Annotated in this window: 22 protein-coding genes and 1 pseudogene; 13 read left to right on the top strand and 10 right to left on the bottom strand. The window is 24.1% G+C overall.

Annotation, left to right across the window (positions count from 1 at the left end; all coding sequences use genetic code 4):
• A partial coding sequence (locus AB668_RS01665) for a winged helix-turn-helix transcriptional regulator (protein ID WP_152908024.1) occupies nucleotides 1-463 on the bottom strand: 463 nt, incomplete at its 3' end.
• Nucleotides 464-602: 139 nt separating this feature from the next.
• Here AB668_RS01665 and AB668_RS01660 point away from each other — a divergent pair.
• The 3 genes from AB668_RS01660 to AB668_RS06020 all read left to right on the top strand — a co-directional run bounded on the left by AB668_RS01660 (nucleotide 603) and on the right by AB668_RS06020 (nucleotide 3,036).
• A complete protein-coding gene (locus AB668_RS01660; RefSeq protein ID WP_050517343.1) occupies nucleotides 603-1,964 on the top strand; it encodes a dihydrolipoyl dehydrogenase in 1,362 nt (453 codons plus the stop codon).
• 208 nt (nucleotides 1,965-2,172) lie between these two features.
• Nucleotides 2,173-2,706 (top strand): type III toxin-antitoxin system ToxN/AbiQ family toxin, encoded by a 534-nt coding sequence (locus tag AB668_RS01655; protein WP_050517342.1) that lies wholly within the window; start codon nucleotides 2,173-2,175, stop codon nucleotides 2,704-2,706.
• A gap of 198 nt (nucleotides 2,707-2,904) precedes the next feature.
• Nucleotides 2,905-3,036, top strand: a complete 132-nt coding sequence (locus AB668_RS06020) for a hypothetical protein (RefSeq protein ID WP_268777944.1) — start codon at nucleotides 2,905-2,907, stop codon at nucleotides 3,034-3,036.
• Between the two features lie 378 nt (nucleotides 3,037-3,414).
• Here the strand turns inward: AB668_RS06020 and AB668_RS01650 are convergent, their stop codons facing one another.
• The 3 genes from AB668_RS01650 to AB668_RS01640 form a co-directional block, all read right to left on the bottom strand.
• On the bottom strand, nucleotides 3,415-4,521 hold the full coding sequence (locus tag AB668_RS01650) for a BspA family leucine-rich repeat surface protein (RefSeq protein WP_050517341.1): 1,107 nt from the start codon (nucleotides 4,519-4,521) through the stop codon (nucleotides 3,415-3,417).
• Between the two features lie 194 nt (nucleotides 4,522-4,715).
• Complete coding sequence (locus AB668_RS01645; RefSeq protein ID WP_050517340.1) at nucleotides 4,716-5,921, bottom strand: Y-family DNA polymerase; 1,206 nt, start codon at nucleotides 5,919-5,921, stop codon at nucleotides 4,716-4,718.
• 361 nt (nucleotides 5,922-6,282) lie between these two features.
• The gene (locus tag AB668_RS01640) at nucleotides 6,283-8,829 is read right to left on the bottom strand and encodes a BspA family leucine-rich repeat surface protein (protein ID WP_050517339.1); all 2,547 of its coding nucleotides are present in this window, start codon (nucleotides 8,827-8,829) and stop codon (nucleotides 6,283-6,285) included.
• Nucleotides 8,830-9,442: 613 nt separating this feature from the next.
• On the opposite strand from AB668_RS01640, the gene rny reads away from it, so the two are divergent.
• The 10 genes from rny to AB668_RS01590 all read left to right on the top strand — a co-directional run bounded on the left by rny (nucleotide 9,443) and on the right by AB668_RS01590 (nucleotide 18,835).
• On the top strand, nucleotides 9,443-10,969 hold the full coding sequence (rny, locus tag AB668_RS01635) for a ribonuclease Y (protein ID WP_050517338.1): 1,527 nt from the start codon (nucleotides 9,443-9,445) through the stop codon (nucleotides 10,967-10,969).
• Between the two features lie 98 nt (nucleotides 10,970-11,067).
• Nucleotides 11,068-12,411: a signal recognition particle protein gene (gene ffh / locus AB668_RS01630; RefSeq protein ID WP_050517337.1), complete on the top strand. Its 1,344-nt coding sequence runs from the start codon at nucleotides 11,068-11,070 to the stop codon at nucleotides 12,409-12,411.
• Nucleotides 12,412-12,414: 3 nt separating this feature from the next.
• On the top strand, nucleotides 12,415-12,882 hold the full coding sequence (locus AB668_RS01625) for a 23S rRNA (pseudouridine(1915)-N(3))-methyltransferase RlmH (RefSeq protein ID WP_050517336.1): 468 nt from the start codon (nucleotides 12,415-12,417) through the stop codon (nucleotides 12,880-12,882).
• Nucleotides 12,883-12,977: 95 nt separating this feature from the next.
• A complete protein-coding gene (rpsP, locus tag AB668_RS01620; protein ID WP_050517335.1) occupies nucleotides 12,978-13,250 on the top strand; it encodes a 30S ribosomal protein S16 in 273 nt (90 codons plus the stop codon).
• Nucleotides 13,251-13,281: 31 nt separating this feature from the next.
• Nucleotides 13,282-13,776, top strand: a complete 495-nt coding sequence (locus AB668_RS01615) for a ribosome maturation factor RimM (RefSeq protein WP_050517334.1) — start codon at nucleotides 13,282-13,284, stop codon at nucleotides 13,774-13,776.
• Complete coding sequence (gene trmD / locus AB668_RS01610; RefSeq protein WP_050517333.1) at nucleotides 13,777-14,499, top strand: tRNA (guanosine(37)-N1)-methyltransferase TrmD; 723 nt, start codon at nucleotides 13,777-13,779, stop codon at nucleotides 14,497-14,499.
• A 1-nt stretch (nucleotide 14,500) separates the two neighbouring features.
• Entirely contained in the window at nucleotides 14,501-14,884 is a 384-nt protein-coding gene (rplS, locus tag AB668_RS01605; protein ID WP_004426816.1) for a 50S ribosomal protein L19, read from the top strand.
• 104 nt (nucleotides 14,885-14,988) lie between these two features.
• On the top strand, nucleotides 14,989-15,948 hold the full coding sequence (ylqF, locus tag AB668_RS01600) for a ribosome biogenesis GTPase YlqF (protein WP_050517332.1): 960 nt from the start codon (nucleotides 14,989-14,991) through the stop codon (nucleotides 15,946-15,948).
• Complete coding sequence (locus tag AB668_RS01595; protein WP_050517331.1) at nucleotides 15,942-16,568, top strand: ribonuclease HII; 627 nt, start codon at nucleotides 15,942-15,944, stop codon at nucleotides 16,566-16,568. Before ylqF ends, AB668_RS01595 begins: the two co-directional genes overlap by 7 nt.
• A gap of 83 nt (nucleotides 16,569-16,651) precedes the next feature.
• Nucleotides 16,652-18,835, top strand: a complete 2,184-nt coding sequence (locus AB668_RS01590) for an MAG2960 family serine endopeptidase lipoprotein (RefSeq protein WP_050517330.1) — start codon at nucleotides 16,652-16,654, stop codon at nucleotides 18,833-18,835.
• A 31-nt stretch (nucleotides 18,836-18,866) separates the two neighbouring features.
• Here AB668_RS01590 and recA read toward each other — a convergent pair whose 3' ends face one another.
• The 6 genes and pseudogenes from recA to AB668_RS01560 form a co-directional block, all read right to left on the bottom strand.
• Nucleotides 18,867-19,877 (bottom strand): recombinase RecA, encoded by a 1,011-nt coding sequence (recA, locus tag AB668_RS01585; protein ID WP_442928555.1) that lies wholly within the window; start codon nucleotides 19,875-19,877, stop codon nucleotides 18,867-18,869.
• An 81-nt stretch (nucleotides 19,878-19,958) separates the two neighbouring features.
• Nucleotides 19,959-20,489, bottom strand: coding sequence for a CinA family protein (locus tag AB668_RS01580; protein ID WP_050517329.1), 531 nt, complete (start codon nucleotides 20,487-20,489; stop codon nucleotides 19,959-19,961).
• A gap of 35 nt (nucleotides 20,490-20,524) precedes the next feature.
• On the bottom strand, nucleotides 20,525-21,127 hold the full coding sequence (locus AB668_RS01575) for a hypothetical protein (RefSeq protein ID WP_050517328.1): 603 nt from the start codon (nucleotides 21,125-21,127) through the stop codon (nucleotides 20,525-20,527).
• 1 nt (nucleotide 21,128) lies between these two features.
• Nucleotides 21,129-21,611: a CinA family protein gene (locus tag AB668_RS01570; protein ID WP_050517327.1), complete on the bottom strand. Its 483-nt coding sequence runs from the start codon at nucleotides 21,609-21,611 to the stop codon at nucleotides 21,129-21,131.
• Nucleotides 21,612-21,675: 64 nt separating this feature from the next.
• Entirely contained in the window at nucleotides 21,676-22,197 is a 522-nt protein-coding gene (locus AB668_RS01565; protein WP_050517326.1) for a CinA family protein, read from the bottom strand.
• Nucleotides 22,198-22,403: 206 nt separating this feature from the next.
• Nucleotides 22,404-22,891, bottom strand: a pseudogene (locus AB668_RS01560) (IS1634 family transposase); the annotation flags it as partial.

The raw sequence follows: 22,891 nt of genomic DNA, 5'->3' as shown, positions 1-22,891 counted from the left end.
TTCTTATTTTTTTTACTTCTTTTCTAGTTTTTCTCTTACAGTATGCACTAGCAAAACCTTGTTTTATTAATCTTTTATCTAAATTAGAATATGAAATCTTATAACCAAATTTTTCTTTTAAACAACTATGATAATTTTTCAACGTCAAAAATGAACAACTACCATTATTGTTCTCTCCTCCTGTTATTTTCATTTCTCCTTGATAAACTTCACCCAAGTTGTATATTGTTTCATCACTATATTTTTGCGCATTCTTGTTATTTACATTTTTATGAGAAAGTATTATCTCCTTTCCGGTATTTATAAAATCAAGATATTCTTTCTTATATCTTTTTATAGTAGAAACAGATTTATTAAATTGCTTTGCTATTGATAAACATGATCTTTTAGGATCTTTTGCAAAGATATCTAATATACGTTTTTTAATTTCTGCATATGACTTATTGTCTAAAATAGTAAACATTCTAACCTCCTTTACCAATTATATGTTTTGGATCCAAAACATATAATTGGTAAGGTATCATTTCCTAAAAATTTTAGTAAAAAATTCTAAGTTCTAATTTTATTTATATTAAAATATTAAAAAACAAAAAAGGAGTATTATGCAAAAATTTGATGTAGTTATTTTAGGTGCTGGTCCTGCTGGTAATGGATTAGCAAACATTTTAGGTGCTAATAAATTAAAAGTAGCATTGATAGAAGCTGAAGACCTTGGTGGAGGTTGTATAAATAAAGGTTGTGTTCCAACTAAAACATTAATTAAATCCGCTAGAGTTTATGAATTAGTTAAAAATAGTTTAAATTATGGAGTTTTTTCTGATAATGTTAGATATGATTTTTCACAGATGCAACAAAGAAGAATTGATAATAAAAACTATTTTAACAAAAATATGGAAAATAATTTAAGTAGTAATGGTGTAACTCTATTTAAAGGTTATGGTGAAGTTTTAGATCAAAATACTATTAAAATAAATGATCAAATCATTAGTTTTGATAAGCTAGTTTTAGCAACTGGTTCTAGATCTAAAATAATTAATTTAAAAGGTTTAGAACAAGCTAAAAAAGATGGTTATTTAATTGATTCAACTCAAGCTTTAACTTTAAAAGATGTACCTAAATCACTAGTTATTATCGGAGATGGTCCTGTTGGTTTAGAATTTAGTTATTTATACAATACTTTAAATACAGAAATAACTATTTTAACTAATACTGATTTTCTATCAAAATTTGATATTGATATTCAAAGAAGTGTTAAACAATACTTTAAAGAAAAGAATATAAAAGTTATAGATAACGTAAATATTAGTGAAATTAAAGATAACAAAGTTTATTACAATAACACTTTTATTCAAGCAGAAAAAATACTTTTAGCAGTAGGAAGAACTGCTAATAATGAATCATTTAAAAATATAGATATTAAAAAAGATCAAAACGGATTTGTTATAGTAGATGAAAATATGAAAACTAATTTTGATAATATTTATGCAATTGGAGATATTACAGGATTAAGATTACTTTCTTCAGTAGGTTATAAAACAGCTGATATTGTAGCAAAAGATATTTTAAATTTTAAAAAGTCAGAAAAATTAGATCTAAACTTAGTTCCTTGAACAATTTATTTAAATCCAGAAATTGCTGGAATCGGTTTAACTCAACAACAATTAATAGAAAAAGATGAGACTCCTTTTGAAATAGTTATTGTCAATTCACAATATCTTCCTAAAGCTCATGCTGAAGGTTTTGTTAAAGATTATTCTTTTATTAAATTTTTAATTTCAACAACAACTAATCAAATTTTAGGATGTTTTATGATGATCGATCAAGCTAATATTTTAATTAATCATATAGCTTTATTTATGCAACAAAAATTAACTTTTGATACACTACAAAAATCAATTTACACTCATCCTACATTAAGCGAAGCTTTTTATTACACTTCAAGAAGTAAAGGATTAAAAAAATAAAATAGTGAACATTTCAAAAACCTAAACATTTGATATTCCAGAGAAAAACCTAAACATTTGAAATTATTATAAAAATGTAATATTATTAAATTGTAAAGAAGGTGTCCCACCATCTATATCCCAAAGGTGGATCTTTAAAGTTTTAACAGAGATTAATCTCTGTTTTTTATTAGATAGGTGAGATATATTATGAAAGATTTTGGACTATATGTTATATGTTATAGATAATGAATACTTAAAATTTTTATATGAAGTAGATAAAGAAGTTTATTATAATCCTTCTTATTCTAATAAAACAAAACCTTTTGTTGGAATTATTGTATTTTTAGATAATTTAAGTTATTTTATTCCTCTTACATCAGCAAAACCTAAGCATTCTAAATTTAAAACAACTAGCAGAGAACATATTCTTATAACTACTCCAATAAATGATGATAATCTATCTAATAAAGTGTATAAAAAACATATGAATAATTATATTCAAATGTTATCACTAATCGATATTAAAAAGATGATACCAACTCCAGAAGGAACATATACAAAACTTAATTTCAATGATTTTGATCCGACTTATAAAAAGCTGTTATTAAAAGAATGTGAATTTTGTGTGGGGAATAAACAAAAAAATTATAAAACAGCTATAAATCTTTATACAAAACAAAAAGAAACTGGAGTTGTATTAAAAAGACATTGTAATTTCACAATACTTGAGAATTCTGTGAATAATTGAAAAAAGAAATAGTTTTAACAGAGATTAAATCTCTGTTTTTTTATGCAAATAAAAAGCCTTTTCTGTAAATTCAATAAATAAAAATTTTATATCTATATAATCTTAAGTAATGTAATGTATGAAAGGAGAAAGATATGAATAAGAATTTATTATCAATTTTTGGATTAATATTAAGCACATTATTCAACTTCTAAATTGTTTAAAAGAAATATGAAAAACATTAATAATGACATAAATAAAAGAACTTTTTCTGATCAAGTTCAATTTTCAGAATCACACGAAAGACTTAATTTAAAACTAAAAGAATTAAAAACATTAATAGAAACAAAAACTAACTTCTAAAACACTAAAAACTAAAACTAAAGAATTAAAAATAGAAAAACAATCTATCAAAAACTCAATAAATGATTTAAATATAGAAAAACAAAAATTTGAATCAACACCAAGTTTAAATAATACTATTTTAAACTTAATTAATACTGCTATTATAGATTCAAAAACTAAAATCAAAGAATTAGAAACAAGAATTACAAATAAAGAAAAAGAAATTTTATTATTAAATTTTGAAGTTCAAGAAAAACAAATTAGTAGGTTATCTAGTTAATGCAATTTATAACTATGCTCAATCATAAATCTTATAGAGTTTAAAAAAGGACATGCGTCCTTTTTTTTACTTTTTATTTATACTAAAATGAAGCCTCAAAATTATTCACCGATTACTTAATCTTCTATTCTTGGTATTAATATTCTAAATTTAGGTTGATGTTCTTTTAATCATTCTTTATTTGAACTAAATCCTGCTGAATTTCTAACATTTTCAACATTTCAATTAGAAATATCTTGATTAAATTTATCTGCATTAAAAAACATGTAACCCATATCTATTACTTTTTCTGTGTTTCAGTTGTTTAATGCTTGGTTAAAGTTTTTTGCATGAGTAAACATATTATTCATATTAATTACTTTTGAAACATCTCAAGTGTTTATATTTCCATTAAATGATTCTGCACCATAAAACATACCGTGCATATCTTCAACACTTGATGTATCTCAAGATGAGATATCTTGAGTAAATGATCTAGCATCATCAAACATATGGTGCATTTTAATTACACTTGAAGTGTTTCATGCGCTTATATTACCATTAAATTCATGAGAATTTGCAAACATCCCGCTCATATCAACTACATTTGATGTGTTTCATTTTTCTAATGATTGATTAAAGTTTCTAGCACCTTTAAACATTCAATTCATATCAGTGACATTTGAAGTATCTCATTGATCAATATTTGTTATAGTTTCATTTTTATTTTGATAAAATGCTTGTTCTAAAATAGTAACAAATCAAGGTAATTCTTTTGGAACAACTTGAGTATTAGGATCAAAACCTTCTATGCATCATTCTCCTTCAAGGTTTTTGAAATATCCTATTTTTTCACACACACTAGAATCGTTTTTGTCATAAACAGCTTTTCTAACAAAACTAAGATTATCATCTACTGGTATAAATTTAACTTCAATTTCACCTATGATATGATGATTGTTAGATTTAACTTTTGCACTAAATTCTGATATTTCTAAATTAAAATTTTCTAAAATTTCATCTGAAATATGTTCATTATATCTTTTTATTTTTTGCTTTATATTTTCTATTGATATATTTTTAGTTTCTATTATAGATAGATTTCTTTCAACTATTAATTTTGATATATTTATTTCTTCTCTTGAATTAATTGGTTTTGTGTTTTCTTGAGTTTTGCACCCAATAACTGAACTAGTTGTAGCAACCATTGCAATTGCTGTAAAAATTGATAATAATTTCTTCATAATAAACTCCACACTTTATTTAAAATTGACTTAAAAAGATATTGCATTTTTTGCAAATTCATTATCTTTTTTTTTTTTTTTTAAAAATCAAGACTAGAATTTTAAATAAAAATGTGCTAGGTTTTTATATTTAAAATAAAAATAATAACTAGATAAAAATTTAAATATTGTAACTATAAATTAAAAACTAGATATTATCTAGTTTTTTTAACGTCTTTTGCTTTTTTAATTATGTTTTTATTAAACTTTTTATTTATATCAAAAATTAAATCTTCTATTAATAAAGATTGTTCGACTTGTTTATTATCTATTTTTTGATCTTTATCAATAGTTAATTGAACTCAGTTTTGATTATTACTAATTAATTTATTAACTCCCACTCCAATTAAAATCACAGCTTTATTATCTTCAATTAAATCATAAAAACAAGTCAATGCATTATTATAAATTAACTGATAATCATTTATATATTTATTTAAAGTTATTTGTTTATGTCTTGTAAGATATTGTTTAGATGAAGTTTTATATTTAAGTTTAATTTCAACAGTTTTACAAGATAAGTTATTTCTAATTAATTTATCTGATACTTGTTTAGATAGGTTTAAAATAATATTTTCTATTTCATCATATTGATAAATTGCGCTTGATAAAGTTATTTCTTTTGAAATACTTTTATAATCACTAGATAAATAATCAACATAATCACTTGATAATCCATTAGCTTGTTTTTTTAAAATTAAACCTTTATTATGTAGCAAATAATAGATATCTTCATCACTAGTATTTGCTAAATCAGCGATTGTTTTAATATTAGTATTTTCCAATAATTTAATAGTTGAAGGACCAACACCATACATATCTTTAATATCTATATTTCAAATATTAGTTTTGAAATTATCTATGGTAGTTAAAGTAATTCCAAACGGTTTATTTAAACTTGTAGACATTTTAGCAACAAATTTATTAAATCCTATACCAATTGAACAACTTATATCGAATTTGTCTAAAATATTCTGTTGAATTTTTTTAGCTAATTTAATTACATCAGTTTTTACAACAAGATCAGTTACATCTAAATAAGCTTCATCAATTGAAGCAATTTCTATTTTATTAGTAATATTAGTTTTAATATAAGTTCATATTTGATCAGAAATATTATTAATATAGTTCATATCAGGTTTAACACTAATAATATCACGATATAGTTTTTTAGCTTCAAACAAAGCCATACCTGCTTTTATATGATATTTTCTTGCTTGATAACTTGCTGTTGTAATGATTGATTTATCATTATTATTTGATATTACAATAGCTTTATTTTTATAAATAGGATATTTAGTTTGCATACAACTTGCAAAAAAAGCATCCATATCTATATGAAAAATAGTTTTTAAACTCATATTAATCACCTATGTTAATTTAATTTTAATATTTGATAATCATATGTTGAACATTTTGTAAAACTATTAATAGTCTTTTAAAAGTATTTTGTAAAAATTTTATTAATTTTTCTAAACAAAAAGAGTACATTTTAGTTTTTTTAATCTTTTTAATTTATTAACAAAAAAACGAGATATTTGATTAAATAAATCTTGTTTTTTATATAACTATATTTTTTATAGTTGATTTATACAATAATCTTTTATTATTATTTGATTAATCTTATATCTTTGTTATTAAAATTAAAACTTGTTTTTTATGATTTTTGTTTTAATATAGAAAAATAATATGAATCGCTTATAGAAATAAAATAGTAGAAATTTAATATTCTCATCTGTCTACTGCAATGAATACTCGAACTGGTAAATAATGACCTCTCACTCATTGTTTTTTATTATTATCCCAGTAGTTACCATTAATTGCATTTACACCTTCAATAAATTTGTAATGTTTAGTATTATTTTGACTAAATCATCTTTCTCAATCTCTTAAATAATTTTTAAATTTATTTCTACCACCTAAGAAAAATTCTGCATTTTTAATTTTTCTTAGTTTTCATCCATCATTATAATTAAATTTATCTTTAATTGGTTGATTTTGGTTATCAAGTACCAATTGATCCTTTCCAAACTCGTGTGCATCAAAAAACATATAACTCATATCTGTCAATTGTTCAACATTTCAATTACTTAAGTCTCGGTTGAATTTAGATGCTTTAGTAAACATTTTTGATGTATTTCTTAGGTTTACTGTTTTTCAATTATTTAGTGGTTGATTAAATTCTTTTGCATTATCAAACATACCTATCATAAATGCAACTTTTCTAACATCTCAATCATTTAAAGGTTGATTGAATTTTTCGGCATTATTAAACATATTATTCATAACTTGTACATTTGAAGTATTTCAAGAAGATATATTTTGATCAAAATTTTTAGCACCTTTAAAGACTTCTGACATGTTTTCTACAGAACCTGTTTCTCATTTTTCAATACCTTTAATAGTTTTAGTTTTATGATTCTCAAATGCATTAGATAAATCAACGATTTCTTTTGGTAAATATTCTGGAACTTCTATTAAATCTGTAGGCATCTTTACAATTTTAATTTTAAGACGTTTATTTTCTGGATAGTAACCTATTGTAATTATTTTTTCTATTTTACCTATATTTGTTAAATCCGTTGCATTGGTTTCTTGAATTTCATCATCTTTATCAACATAAACTGTATTTGCAAATTCTTTATATCTGAATTTAACTTTTCTTTCAAATATCATACCATTATAATTTCATTTTATAGGTTCTTCTTGTATATGTTTAAATTTTATATCATTATCAACTAATTGTAGATCATCTTTTATATTAGTAAATAGTGGATTACCTTTTAACTTAGAAGTTATATGATTTAAAAAACCGTTATGAGTAAAACCTATTTTTCTGTCAGGATGGTTAGAATCTAGTCTAGCAAAATCGTCTATTTTAACTAAAATAGGTTGAACATATTTAAGAAGTAAATTAAATCTTAAAAAAGGTTGTGGTCAATATTTTTTATTTCGTTTTAAGGGACTTGAATCAGCTCAATTTTTTAAACTTTCTCAATTTTCTCAATTTTCATTATTTTCTTTATTTAGATTAATACTAATTAAATTTCATTTTGAAATATCTTGATTAAACGCAATAGCATTTTCAAATATTGATTTCATTTTTTTAACATTTGAAACATCTCATTTGTCAAGTGGTTTATTAAAACTGTGTGTTTCAGAGAATGTTCATTCCATATTTTCTACTTTTGATACATCTCAAGCAGTGTACTCTTCACCATTTTGTTTTTGTAGTTTTTTTGTATTGATATCTCAGTTAAAGCTTGTAGCCTGACAAAACATAGAATTCATATTAGTTACATTTGATGTGTTTCATTTTGAGATATCTTGATTAAAGAATTTAGCTTCAGCAAACATTCAACCCATATCAGTTACATTTGATGTATCTCATTTGTCAAGATTTGTTATAGAAGATGATTGAACTTGTTTAAATGCTGAAGATAAACTTCAAATAAAACGTGGTAGTTTTTCAGGAACTTTATTAGTAGTTTGTAAAAATCTTTCAATTCTTCCTTCTGCATCATAACCTATTTCAATACATTCATAATTTCTGTACTTAGCTTCTTGTTTTTCTGGTCAAACTTTTGCTATATCTAATCTAAGAGTTATTGATTTAGTTTTAACTACAATATCTATATGTTTAGTAGTATCTGGTTTTGGTTTATCGCTTGGTCTAACATCTTTTAATTCAACTTCATCAACAAACCCTTTTTCTTTTAACCTTTTATTTAATTTATCAATAATATCTTTAAATGTTCATTTAGCTCAAATATCATCTTTAAATTCAGAGTTTCATATATTATCAACAATAATTTGTTTTATTTCTCTATTTTCTCTTTTTAATAAATCTATTTCATTTTGTTGTTTTTCAAATGAAGATCTTAGTTGACTAACTTCAGTGCCTAATACCCAAAGTCTTGCATTAAGTTGTCCTCTTTCTTCATTTAATTCTTGATTTTGTTTAGCAAGTGATGATACTTCAGCTTCTAGTTTTTCAACTTTAGCTTCAAGTTCTTTAACACTATTTTCAAGTTGTTGTTTTTGTTCTATTATCTCTTCTTGTATATCTTTAATTTCATTAATTTTTGTTTTTAAAGTTTCAACTTGTTCTTTTAATGTTTTAATTTTATCTTTAATTTGCTCAATAAGGTTTTTATTTTTATTTAAATTATATTGGCTTTTATTAGTTGTATTATTAACAATACTTGGTATTAAAATAACTGGTTGTGCAATAAGTCCTATTAAGAAAAGGTATTTAAATAACTTCATATAATTCCTTTCTATTTGTTTTATATTCTTATGTTTTTTTAATAATGAAATATGTTTTTATATTTTTTTAAACATTTATATTATAGTTGCAAAAAAAAAAAAAAAGACTTGACAAAAATCGAATGTTTGTATCTAGTCTTTTAAATAAAAGGTAATAATTTAAAATAAGTATATTAATAAATTTATCAAAATAAGCATTTAGATCATTATAGGCTTTAAAATGAAGTTTAAGGTGTTTTTATAAAGTTATTGACTTATTTGTTTTTAATTTTGTTAAATATCTCATCAAATATTAAAGTCTGAAATATTTGCTGATTTAAAAATTATATTAAAACTAATTTTCAACCAATTAAGAAATGAAATTGAATAATTTATTAAATGATATAACAACAAAAGAATCTTAAAACATCAAAAAATGTCCTAGTTTAGTTTAGTTTAGTTTTTTTAATCTTTTTAATCTTATTAACAAAAAACGAGATATTTAATTACTACCGGTTTTTTTATTAGTAATTTATATTCTTCTCACACTCTATTATCTTTTTAATAATGTTATAATTAATAAAGTATAAAGAACAAATCCTATTTTCGTAAGAAGAAAGGAATAGAGATTAAAATGGATATTTGAGAAATATATCTGATTATTACCGCATGTACGGCATTAGTTATATTAATAGTTCAAGCATCTATTATTTGATATCTAATATGATCTAAAACTAGAAAAAAAATCATTGCAGAACGTATAAAAGAAGCTAAACTAGAAAGAAAGAAAATTGTTGCAGAAGGTTATAAAGACATAAATGATGCAAAAAGAATTTTTGAAAAAGAAGTTGAACTTCAAAAATTAGAACTGCAAGAACTTAAAAATAATTTAAATTTACAACAATCTAACATAGAAGCAGATAAAAAATTAAACGAAGCTAAAGCTCAAAGATTAGAATTAAGACTATCAGATCTTGATAAAAGAAAAAAACAATTAGATGACCGAGAAGATGAAATTATTTCAAGTTTAGAAGAAGTTTCAAATTTTACTAAATCTCAAGCAAAAGAATTGTTAATCAAAAAAATAGAACAAAGAAATCAAAAAGATTTATTAACTATTTTAAAAAATGCAGAAACTGAAGCTTATAGTAAATCAAAAATGATAGCTGCTAATATTATTGTTTCAGCTATGGAAAGAATTAAAGTTGATGTAGCTAATCAAAAAACTTCTAATATTATAAAACTTCCAAATGATGATATGAAAGGTCGTATTATTGGAAAAGATGGAAGAAATATGAAAACATTTGAACAAGTTGGTGGAGTTGATATTGTTATTGATGAAACACCTAATACAATTACAGTTTCATGTTTTAATCCTATAAGAAGAGAAATTGCTTCAAGAGCATTAGAAACATTAATTAATGATGGAAGAATTCAACCAGTTAAAATTGAACAAGAACTAAAAAAACAAGAACAAGAAGTGAACCAAATTATTGAAGAATATGGGATTAAAGTCATTGAAGAATTAAATATTAATGATCTTGATTTTGAATTAGTTAAATTACTTGGTAAATTACACTTCAGAACAAGTTATGGTCAAAATGTTTTAACTCACTCAATTGAAGTTGCTAAATTAAGTGGATCAATTGCTGCTGAATTAGGATTAGATGTTAAAAAATCTATTAGAGCAGGATTACTACACGATATTGGTAAAGCAGTTGATTTTGAAAATGAAGGAAGTCACGTAGCTTTAGGAGCAGAAATAGCTAAAAAATATGGTGAAGATGAAATTATAGTTAATGCTATTGAATCTCATCACGAAGATGTTGAAAAATCAAATGAAATTTCAGCAATAGTTGCAATAGCAGATTCAATTTCAGCTTCACGTCCAGGAGCTAGAAATAATGGTATTGGTGAATTTATATTAAGAATGCATGAAATTGAAAAAATAGGTAATCAAATTCCAGGTGTTGCTAAAACTTATGCATTACAATCAGGACGACAAATTAGATTAATAGTTGATCCTGTTGTTGTTTCAGATCTTGAATTAAATTCAGTTTTACATCAAATGAAAGAAGCTATTAAAAAACAAGTAGTTGTACCTGGTGAAATTACAATTACAGTCATAAGAGAAAGAAAAGAAGTTCAAGTATTAAAATAACTTCTTTTTCTTATCTTAAAATTTAGTAATAAATTTAGTAAGAGTGAATTTTACTAACTTTTGATATAATAATTAAGATTGAAAAAGGAGAAATAAACATGGGATTTGGTGATTTTTTATCAAAAAGAATGCATAAAAGCATTGAAAAAAATATGAAAAAATCAACTTTAACTGAAGAAAATATTAAAGACACTTTAAAAGAAATAAGATTAGCTTTATTAGAAGCTGACGTTAATGTTGAAGCAGTAAAAGAAATTATTAGTAAAGTAAAAGAAAAATCTTTAGGTGGTTATATTCAAGATGGTGCAAATGCTCATCAACAAATGGTAAAAATTGTTCATGAAGAGTTAGTTGAAATTCTTGGAAAAATAAATTCTCCTTTAGAACTTTCTAAAAAACCTACTGTAATTATGATGGCAGGATTACAAGGTAGTGGGAAAACTACTTCAACTTGTAAATTAGCGTATCATTTAACAAAAAAACAAAAGAAAAAAGTTTTAATGGTTGGATTAGATATTTACAGACCAGGAGCAATTGAACAATTATTACAACTAGGTGAGAAAAATAATATTGATGTGTTTGAAAAACAAAAACAAGATCCAACAATCACAGCAAAACAAGCATTAGAATACGCACAAGACAATAATTATGATGTTGTTATTTTAGATACAGCAGGTAGATTACAAATCGATCAAGTTTTAATGGATGAATTAGATAATTTACGTAAAATAACTTCACCAAGTGAAATTTTATTAGTAGTTGATGGAATGGTTGGTCAAGAAATCATTAATGTTACAAATGAATTTAATAAACAATTAAAACTTTCTGGAGTTATTGTAACTAAATTAGATGGTGATGCTAGAGGGGGAGCTACTCTATCAATTACATATATGACTAAACTTCCAATTAAATTTATCGGAGAAGGTGAAGGTGTTAGTTCATTAAATGCATTCTATCCAAAAAGAATGGCCGATAGATTGATGGGTATGGGAGATATTGAAACACTGTTTGAAAAAGCTGTTGAAAATATCGATGAACGTTCAATGCAAAAAACAATGACACGTATGTTTATGGGTCAATTTGATTTAGAAGATCTAAGAAACCAATTAGCTCAAATTGGTAAAATGGGTAGTTTAAATAAATTAATGAAAATGCTTCCAACAAATAAAATAAGTGAATCTCAAATTGAAGATGCACAAAGAAAATTAGCTGTTTTTTCAGTTTTAATGGATTCTATGACTTTAAAAGAAAGACGTGATCCTAGAGTTTTAAAAGCAATTAGCCGTAAAAATAGAATTATTAAAGGGTCAGGTAGAAGTGAAAAAGAATTCAATGAATTAATTAATTCATTTGAAAAAGGTAAAAAGCAAGTTATGGAAATGACTAAAATGTTAAAAAGCGGAAGAATGCCAAACTTTAATAAAGGTGGATTTAAATTCTAATTTATGAAAATTAAAATAATTTGTTTTGGAAAATTAGATAAAAAGTTTTTTATTCAAGCATTTGATGACTATTTATCTAGAGTCAATAAATTTTGTGATTTAGAAGTTATTGAACTTAAAGAAGAATTTAATGGAGAATTAAATAAAGTAAAAGAAATTAATTCCCAACTATTAATAAATAAAATTAATAATTACAAAGATTATGAAAGAATTATTTTAGATGTTAATTCTAAATTAGTTTCATCTGAAGAATTAGCTTTAAAAATACAGAATAATAAAGACTTTAAATCAGGTAAATTACTTTTTGTTATAGGACCTAGTGATGGATATACTGATCAATTCAAATCTATGTTTAATAATAAAATTTCTTTAGCAAAAATCACTTTACCACATCAATTGTTTAGAGTAGTTTTAATAGAACAAATATATCGATCATTTAAAATTATTAATAATGAAAAATATCATAAATAAAAATTTATAGGTGTTAAGTAAAAATACTTGACACCTTTTATTTATATTGATATGATAATTAAGGTCTAAAATAAATAAATTATAGGAGGAAGAAAATGGTTAAATTAAGACTAAAAAGAATCGGTAAAAAACAAGCACCATTCTACAGAATAGTTGCTGCAGATTCACGTGTTAATCGTAATGGTAAATATATTGAATTAGTTGGTACATTCAACCCATTAAACAACGAAGTTAAAATTAATAAAGAATTAACTTTAAAATGATTACAGAATGGAGCTCAACCAACTGATACAGTTAGAACTTTATTATCTCAACAAGGTATTTTAAAAGCTCTACACGAAGCTAAACAAGCAAATAAAGCTAAATAATTTAAATTAAACATACTAAAAGGAGTATTTGATGAATGACAAATTAATTGAGTTTGGTACTATAGTAAATACATTTGGTATCAAAGGTTTTGTAAAAATTGTTATAGATTCAGATATTGCTATTAATGATATTAAAAAGATTAATGTCATATTTGTTAAGATTCAAAATACTTTTCAAGTTTTAAGAGTTGAAAATATAGAATGAGTTCAAAATAAAAACTTTTTACTTGTTAAGTTCTTAAATTTAGACAACATAAATCAAGTTGTAAAATTTAAAAATATCAGAGCTTATTGTTCAAATGAAGATAACAACATTTGTAAAGTAAAAAGCTTAATTGGTTTTGAATTTAAAAGTTTAAAAACAAATGGAATTGTAATTGATTATATGAGTAATGCAGTTCAAGAACTTGTTAAAATAAAATCTAATGATAAACAATTTTGAGTTCCTATTGTTGATGTTTATATAGATTCAATAGATTGAGAAAACGAAATTATCATAGCTAAAGACATTGAAGGTTTAAAATAAATGAAGTTTACAATTATTACATTATTTCCACAAATGATTAAAGCTTATATATCTGAATCAATTATCAAAAAAGCAATCAAAAAAAATGCGATTGAAGTTGAAATTTTAGATATTAGAGATTTTACTAATTTAAGTCATAATCAAGTTGATGATTATCAATACGGTGGTGGAAAAGGAATGGTTTTAATGTCTCAACCAGTTGTTAGTGCAATTGAATCAGTTAAAACTGATGACTCAATAGTAATATTAACAACTCCACAAGGAAAAACTTGAAATCAAAATTTATCAAAACAGTATGCAAATAGCTATAAACATATAATTATAGTTTGTGGTCATTATGAAGGTTTTGATGAAAGAATTTTAGATTATGTTGATGTTGAAATTTCAATTGGAGATTATGTTTTAACAGGAGGAGAATTACCGGCATTAATTATGCTTGATTCAATTTCAAGAATTTTACCTAATGTGATTGCAACTGAATCTCATCAAAATGAAAGTTTTGAAAACAATTTATTAGATCATCCTGTTTATACTAAACCTTATGATTTTAGAGGCAAAAAAGTTCCAGATGTTCTATTAAGTGGTCATCATGCAAATATTTCAAAATGAAGAGATGAACAACAAATAATTAATACTTTTAAAAAAAGACCAGATTTAATTGATGAATCAAAATTAAATAAGGTTCAATTAGAACTATACAAAAAAATGAAAGGAGAACAGTAATATGAGTTCAAAAGCTACAAAAACTATGAAATCAAAATATGATATTGTAAACAACCAATTACGCAATGATTTACCAGATTTTACATCAGGAGATACTATTAGAGTTGATGTAAAAATTAAAGAAGGAGATAAATTCCGTATTCAATCATTTGAAGGTTTAGTAATTAAAACTCAAGGATCAGGAATTACTTATTCAGTTGTTGTTAGAAAAATGTCAAACGGTGTATTTGTTGAAAGAACTTTCCCGCTACACTCACCAATTATTGATTCAGTTACTTTAATTAAACGTGGACGTGTACGTAGAGCAAGAATCTACTACATTAGAAAACTTTCAGGTAAATCTGCAAGAATTAAAGAAATTATGCCAACTAAAGAAAAAAAATAATACTAAATTAATTTCATCACAAAACATAGTATCAACTATATTGTGATGTTTTTTATTTTTTATATTAGTATAATTTATATTAGATATTAGAAAGATGTGAGTTTATGAGTGCTGAGTTTAACTGATTTCCTGGTCATATGAACAAAACATTAAAAGAAATTGAAGATAAAATAAAAATTGTTGATGTTGTTGTAGAAGTAATTGATGCCAGAACTCCTTACTCATCACAAAATTTAACTTTTAAAAAACTTTTAAAGAATAAACCTATAATTTATGTTTTTTCAAAAGCAGATCTAGCTGATCCAACTGTTACTGATGAGTGAGTTAAGTACTATTCTAAAAAAGATAAGGTAAAAGTGATAGTTTTAAATAACAATGGAAAATTAGATATTGTTAACGAATTAATTAATGCTATTAATCAAGCTACTGAAGCTAAACGTGAAAGAGATAAAAAAAATGGAATAAAAAACTCTTTAATTAATGCTTTAGTTATAGGTATTCCAAATGTTGGAAAATCTACTTTTATTAATAGAGTTATTAAAGGTAAAAATGTTAAAGTTGGTAATAAACCAGGAATTACTAGAGGTATTCAAGTTATTCATTTAAACCAGTTTATCAACCTTTTAGATACTCCAGGAGTTTTACCTTCTAAATTAGAATCTGAAACTGTTGCAACAAATATTTGTGCTATTAATTCTGTTAAAGATAATGTCTTTCCAAAAGAACGAGTTGCTGCACGTTTAATGAGATATATTTTTAATCACTATGAAGGTTATATTGAAAGATATTACAAAATTAGTACTAATCTTCAAAGACCTGTTGAAACAGTTTATACATATAAAATATTTGAAAAAATAGGAAAAGAAAGACGCTGATATATAACTGATAATATGTTAGACATGCAAAGAATTCTTTCATTATTTTTAAAAGATGTTTCACTAGGTAAAATAGGTAAAATTTCTCTTGAAAGAGTATTAGATGTTGTTCCTGAAGAAATTGAAAAAGCTGTTAGTTATAAAAAAAAAGAAGAAGAAGAAGTTGACGATATTAGTGCATTATGATAGATAGAAAACAATTTGATGATAATTTAAAACAAGAATATAAAGTTAAAATAATTTCCGGAAGTGATGAAGTTGGACGAGGTTGTATTGCTGGTCCTTTGGTTGTAGCTAGTGTTATTTTAAAAGATGATTATTTCAATGTTAAAATTAAAGATTCAAAATTATTATCTCAAAAACTAAGAGAACAATTATTTGATGAAATTATTCAAAATTGTTTATGTTATGAAATTGAAATTATTTCAGCAAATCAAGTAGATGAACTAAATCCATTACAAGCTAGTTTACTAGGTTTTAAAAATTCTATTAAAAGATTAAAGATAAAACCTGAATTAGCTTTAATTGATGGAAATAAAAATATTGGTTTAAACGACTATAATTCAATTTGTGTAGTTAAAGGTGACGATAAAAGTTTTTCTATTAGTTGTGCTAGTATTTTAGCTAAAGTTACACGTGATAGAATTTTAGATGAATTATCTTTAAAATATGGTATGTATGGTTTTGAAAAACATAAAGGTTATGGAACTAAAATGCATTTACAAGCATTACAAGAGTATGGAGTTATTGATAATGTCCATAGAAAAAGCTACAAACCTGTTATCAAAGTTTTAAATAATTCTAATTAAACACCCTTGGTGTTTTTATTATCGATGTTAATTTATCTAAATTGATTTATAATAAAATAATTAAAAGGAATAGAAGTGATTTTATGCCAAGAAAAATTTTAAAAGTAAATTTCTTATTAGGATTATTATTAACAACAACACCTTTATTTGTGTCTAGTTGTGCTGTTAAACATGAAGATAAAAAAGATGATAAAAATGACAATCCTAATAATAATGAAGATTCGAATAACAATCCTAATAATTCAAATGATGGTGAACATGATGAAAGAAAACCAGATGATAATTCATCAGATGAAACTAAACCTGACAATTCAAATAATAATAAACCTGATGAAACTAATGAACCAGCTAAACCATTAGATCCTTCGATAAATATTAATAAGTTAGAATATAGAGATGATATTACTTATAATCCTAAAGAAGATCCTCTTTATTTTGCAGAAAAACACTTGTTTAATTTAAATGAACTATTTTCTCTATCAGCAAGAGATATCATATTTAAAACACCTAAATTAAAAACAACAGAACACAACTTAAAACAATGATTTAAAAAAGGAAATCATAACAATGCTGTTGATTTTACTTTTAATTCTTCTGATGAAAAAGTTAATAATGATTTTTTTGAATTTATAAAAGAAATTGGTGAATATGGAAATTATGGAGATAGTGAAAAACAAAAAACAGAATTTTATTATCCTAAAGTTCCATTAAAAGCAATGACAAAACCAAAATATTTATCTGATTTTAAAGATGACGAGCTTGCTGATATTAAAGAAATACAAATCAATGATATTAATAAAATTATTAAAAAAAACCCTTTTGGATTTTTACCTTCAAATCTAAGTCAATTATTTTATTATTCAAATTTTGACTCATTACAAAAACAATTTAATCTAAATGAACAAATAACTGCAATTAAATCTAATTTTGATGATAAAAAAGGGGAATTTGAATTACTAATTTATACTAAAAACTCTAATAACCATTATTTTAAAACCGACTACTTAAAATCAAATAATTTAAAACGTGATATTGATTTTTACCAATATATTTATGATAGAAGCTTTACTTTATCAATCAGAACAAAAACATGAGATGTAGATAAGGACTCTCTAGGAAGAACTACTGGATATAGACTTAAAAATCTTCAAAACTCAGGAACATTTTGAGTTTTAGATAGAGTTGTGAATGATCAAGATGAAAAGAATTGAGAATTGCTAGTAGCAACAAATATTCACGTTTTTGATTTAAGTAATACATTTGATAAATCTATTTTTGATTTTGGTAGAAATGAAAAAGAAGTATTAAAACAATGAAATGATAATTTACCTGGATTTTGAGAAAATTCTAGAGATGATAAATCTGAAAGAAAAAATATTTTTATAAAAGGAACAAGAGGGATAGATGAAAAACTAAATATTGATTTTAAATCTGTTGATACAAAAGAATTAGATCCAGTTTTTGATATTTACAATCAATATTTAGATGCTCCATATTTTTATTCAAGACACAATGCATCTGGAATAAGTGGTAAAAGAAACGATGACCCTGACAACTTTTTTAATTCAAAAGATGACAATGGTTTATATTCAACTAACAATGCTGGTGCTGATTTTTTAGTATTAAAAGTTAAAATACCAAAAAGCAACCTAAAAAATATATTACCTAAACTAGACTCAGTAATTGGAACAGATAAAGAAAAAGACTTTTATATTAACTATAAAACAGAAAAATTCTCTCCAATTAAATCATGATTTTATGCAGGCTATCCTTTAGAAAAACAAGAAGATGAAGCTGAAGATATAAACTTTAGAGGAATAAAATCACAAGGAGGAGTAATAAGTGCTCAACAAAGAGCTTATGACCCAATCAATCTAATAAGTTTATGAGTTAAATATAACAAAGATTTAAATGAAGACAGTAACTCATTAAATGATAATTACAAAAAATATGAAAATCCATTTATTAAAAATGAACATGGTATGAAATTAAATATTTGAAATCAACATTCGACATTATATTCAAATATAGAAAACGACCAACAAGGTTTACCTGGAGGTTCATCTGGATCTATGGCAATTGATTCATCATTTAATTTAATAGGAATTAATTACTCATTATCTAAAGATGAAATAAGTGGTCAAACTACAAATGGAATTAACTTAATGCAAAGTTCTAGTGAAAATGGTATAAATTTAATTTCAAAACTAATCAAAAAATTACAATCAGATAATTTTAATACAATTAAATTAAATCCTAAAAAATAACAAAAAGCTCTTAAAGAGCTTTTTTAATGCACTATTTATCCTGATTCATTTTTTCTTTAATTTGATTTATGAAATCTTCTTTTCTAGATTCATCTTCATTTAGTCATTGAATAACACTTTGTTTTCCTTGACCAATTTTTTGATCTTTATAAGAATATCAAACACCAGATTTTGTAATAATTTCATAACTAACTAATAAATCAACTATCTCACCAATTTTATCGATACCTTTATTGTATATTAATGATAAAATAACACTTTTAAATGGTATAGCTGTTTTATTTTTAACAACTTTTGCTTTAATTTTATTTCCAATAATTTCAGAATTTGCTGTGATTGTTTCACCTTTTCTTACTTCAAGTCTAACTGAAGAAAAGAATTTTAATGCTTTACCACCTGTTGTAGTTTCTGGATTACCAAAAATTACACCTATTTTTTCTCTTAATTGATTAATAAAAATAACTGTTGTATTAGTTTTTGATATTAATCCATTTAATTTTCTTAATGCTTTTGACATCATTCTTGCTTGTAAACCTATAGATTGATCTGACATCTCTCCATCTAATTCTGTTTTTGGAACTAAAGCAGCAACAGAATCAACAACGATTAAATCAACACTATTTGATTTAACTAACATCTCTAAAATATCTAAAGCTTGTTCTCCATTATCTGGTTGACTCACTAACATTTTATTAGTATCAATTCCTAAATTTTTACAATATTTTGGATCTAAAGAATGTTCAGCATCAATAAAAGCGACAATTCCTCCGCTTTTTTGAACTTCACTTATAGCGTGTAATGATAAAGTTGTTTTTCCTGAAGATTCAGGACCATAAATTTCAATAATTCTACCTTTTGGATATCCTCCGATTACTAAGGCATTATCAAGAAGAAAAGAACCTGATGAAAAAGTTTCGATATTTAAATTATTATTGTCACCTAAAACTACAATAGATCCACGACCAAAAGTTTTTTCAATTTCTTTTATTGTTTCTTTTAATTCTTTTGAATCTCATATTTTCATATCATTTACTTTATTCATTTCATTTTTCTTTTCTATATTAATTATTTCATTCATATTTTTCCCTCCAATATAGTATTAGGAAAAAATAAATTATTTGTATTATAAATAATTTAAAATTTGTTTTGCAATAAATTCAGACGCTTGCTCTCTTATGCTATCGGCAATATTAAATCCTCAATATTGAGTAAAATTAATTTCAAAACTACTTGATTTATTATCTGGAAACACTACAACAGCATAGCAAGTTTTAGGTATTGTTTGTTGAATTCTTATAATTCCAAATTGATTGTTATACTTATCATCTTGATTTATAGGGAAAGGATTTCCTATAAAACAAATAGAAATATTTGAATTTGTATTTTGTTTTAAATTATAAGCTATCTCTTTTGCACATTCTATTGAATGTGGTCCATGTCTTCTGATTGTATTTTTATTAACTTTCATAGTATTTATTTTAAACTTATTAGAAAAGCCAACACAAGAATATTTTAAAATTTCTGAAGGGTTTTTCATACCTTTAGTTAACATGTGCATAAAAGTTCCTGCTGTAAATGTCTCACACACAGAAATTGTTAAGTTCTTTTGTATAAGTTTATTTCTTAAATGCTCTAAATATTGTGAATAAATCATTATTTAATCAACACTCCCATCTTTATAAAATTAAATTATGTATTTTTAATGGTGCTTTTTTGTACTAATCTAAATATAATATCTATATATGTTAAAGCTATGCCAACTTTTCATTCATTATCTCACTTTTCCATAATGTTTCCTATTCCCATTTTGTAAGCGAATAATCCTGCACTATTTTTTTGATGTTTTCTCACAAAAGTTTCTCCATTATCTAATGAAATACCTACATAACAGACCTGTTTTAAATCTCTTAATAAAGGATTATTAGTAAATACATGTTCTTCATATTTTCCTATTCAAGGAAAACTTATAAATGAAATAGCTATATTTGTATTCTTTTTTTCTCTTGTTTCTGTAGCTAATTTTTCTGCTAATTCTTTAGTTTTTTGATGATAATTTCTAGCAAATACTTTAATTCTTTCAGGTTTAACAATTATATTAGGGTCAAAATTTATTGAAAAATCTTTATACTCTCCTTTATAAATAGTGCTTGAATCTTCTATATTTTTTAAAGAGTTACATATTATACTATTTATAAAAGGTTCACAAGTTGAAAAGGTTATTTGTTTATCTTTTAATAGTTTAACCAATTCTTTTAAACTGTATATAAGTTGATCTTGATAGGCTTGTAGCATTTTAATCACTCAATCCTTTAATTATTTTTTTAATAGCGATTTTAACTGCATAAGTCTTAAAGTCTTCGATAGATTTTATTGTACTTGTTTCAATTCTCGAAACTATATAATCATCATTATCAAAAACTATTGCAATGTAACAATATCTTGTTTTTTGTTTATCACCAAATGTAGGATATGGATTTCCTACAAAACTAACTGCCATATTAGACTTAGTTAATGATTTTGTTAAGTAGGCCATTTTTAGTGCAACTTTTTCAGAGTGTATTCCTTGTTGTTTAATAAGCGATTGTTTAACACCTATTATATCTTTTTTAAATTGATTTGTATATCCAATTAAAGAACCTCTAAAAACAGATGATGAAGAGGCTATATTTGTGATCATATTAGCAAACATACCACCAGTAAATGTCTCACATGATGATATTGTGAAATTGTTTTGTTTTAAGATTTTGATTAATCTTATTATTTGTTCATTATTCATTTCAATTATCTCCCTTTTTGTTTATTAAAATGAAAAAGAATCTTAAAAATAAGATGTTTAAATATTATAAATACTGATATATTCTATCTGCTGTGATTTCAATAGCGTATTCTCTTATATCTTTTAAAGTTCTGTAATTTTGTCCCAAATTTATTTCACAAAAATCTCATTTGTTATCAGGGAAAATAATTACAGAATAACAAGTTTTGTGTGGTGTAGATTTTTTATAAAACCGATTAATATCATTTCTATCAATCTCGATCATAGGATCTCCTATAAAACAAACTGAAACATCTGCTTTTGTTCATTCTTTAATATTAGTAGCAATTTCTTTACCACATTCTTTAGAATGTTGTCCAAACCTTCTAATTAAATTTTTATTAACTTGCATTGTTTCTATTTTAAATTTTTTAGAAAAACCAATAAACGATTGAATTAAAATTTCAGATGGTCTGTCTACATCTGAAATTAACTGAGAAAACATACCACCAGTAAATGTCTCACAAACAGATATTTTCATACCAGTTTCTAATAAGTAATCTTTTAATGTACCAACAGCATTTATTTTATTTGTTATAGGTCTCATTTTTTTTAAAAATCTCTTTTCTTATTTTTTAAGATTTATTATTCATTTATTAATCGTGCCAATCAAAATTAGCTTCTGCAATTTTTAAAATTAAAATTAACTATAAAACGTGACTAGCTTGTTTTTGATCGAATCATATTTTTAATAACCTATTCTACTAAAACTTCAAATATTATAAAACATTAAAAAATTCCCAATTTCAGACACTATATTTTTAAAACTTTAATAAGTTCTTTAATATATTTTAATGTTTCAACATCATCCCACTCTTCTCTTACTCTTGGTTTTCTTTTTTTCATTACTTTTGATAAATATCTAAAAATTTGACCAATTGTTTTATTTTCTAAAACACCATTTTCAAGTAAGTAATTTTTTATTCTGCAAAGCATTATAGATGATAAAAAATTAATAAATTCAGTAGCTATTATTCTGTAATTTCCCTGAACATTTCCTTCGTTTTGTTCTAGTACATTTTTAAATTGCTTAAATAATAACTCAATTTCTCATCTCTTTTTGTATGAGATGTAGATATCTTTTATGTTTAAATTTCCATTACATTCAAAAATAATTAGTCCAAAAAGATCTTCTTTTTCCAATAGTTTTTTTCATCATAAACACCTTTTTTATAAGTTCGACTAATAAAATTTTTCTTCTGAGTAAATTCTGTTAAAGTTGACCTATAACAAAAATAATA

Origin of the sequence: Mycoplasma sp. HU2014 (assembly GCF_001199495.1) — a bacterium.
GTDB lineage: Bacteria > Bacillota_I > Bacilli_A > Mycoplasmatales > Mycoplasmataceae > Mycoplasma.
Note: the sequence above shows the minus strand (reverse complement) of the source record. Positions and strands in the feature narration are given on the sequence as shown.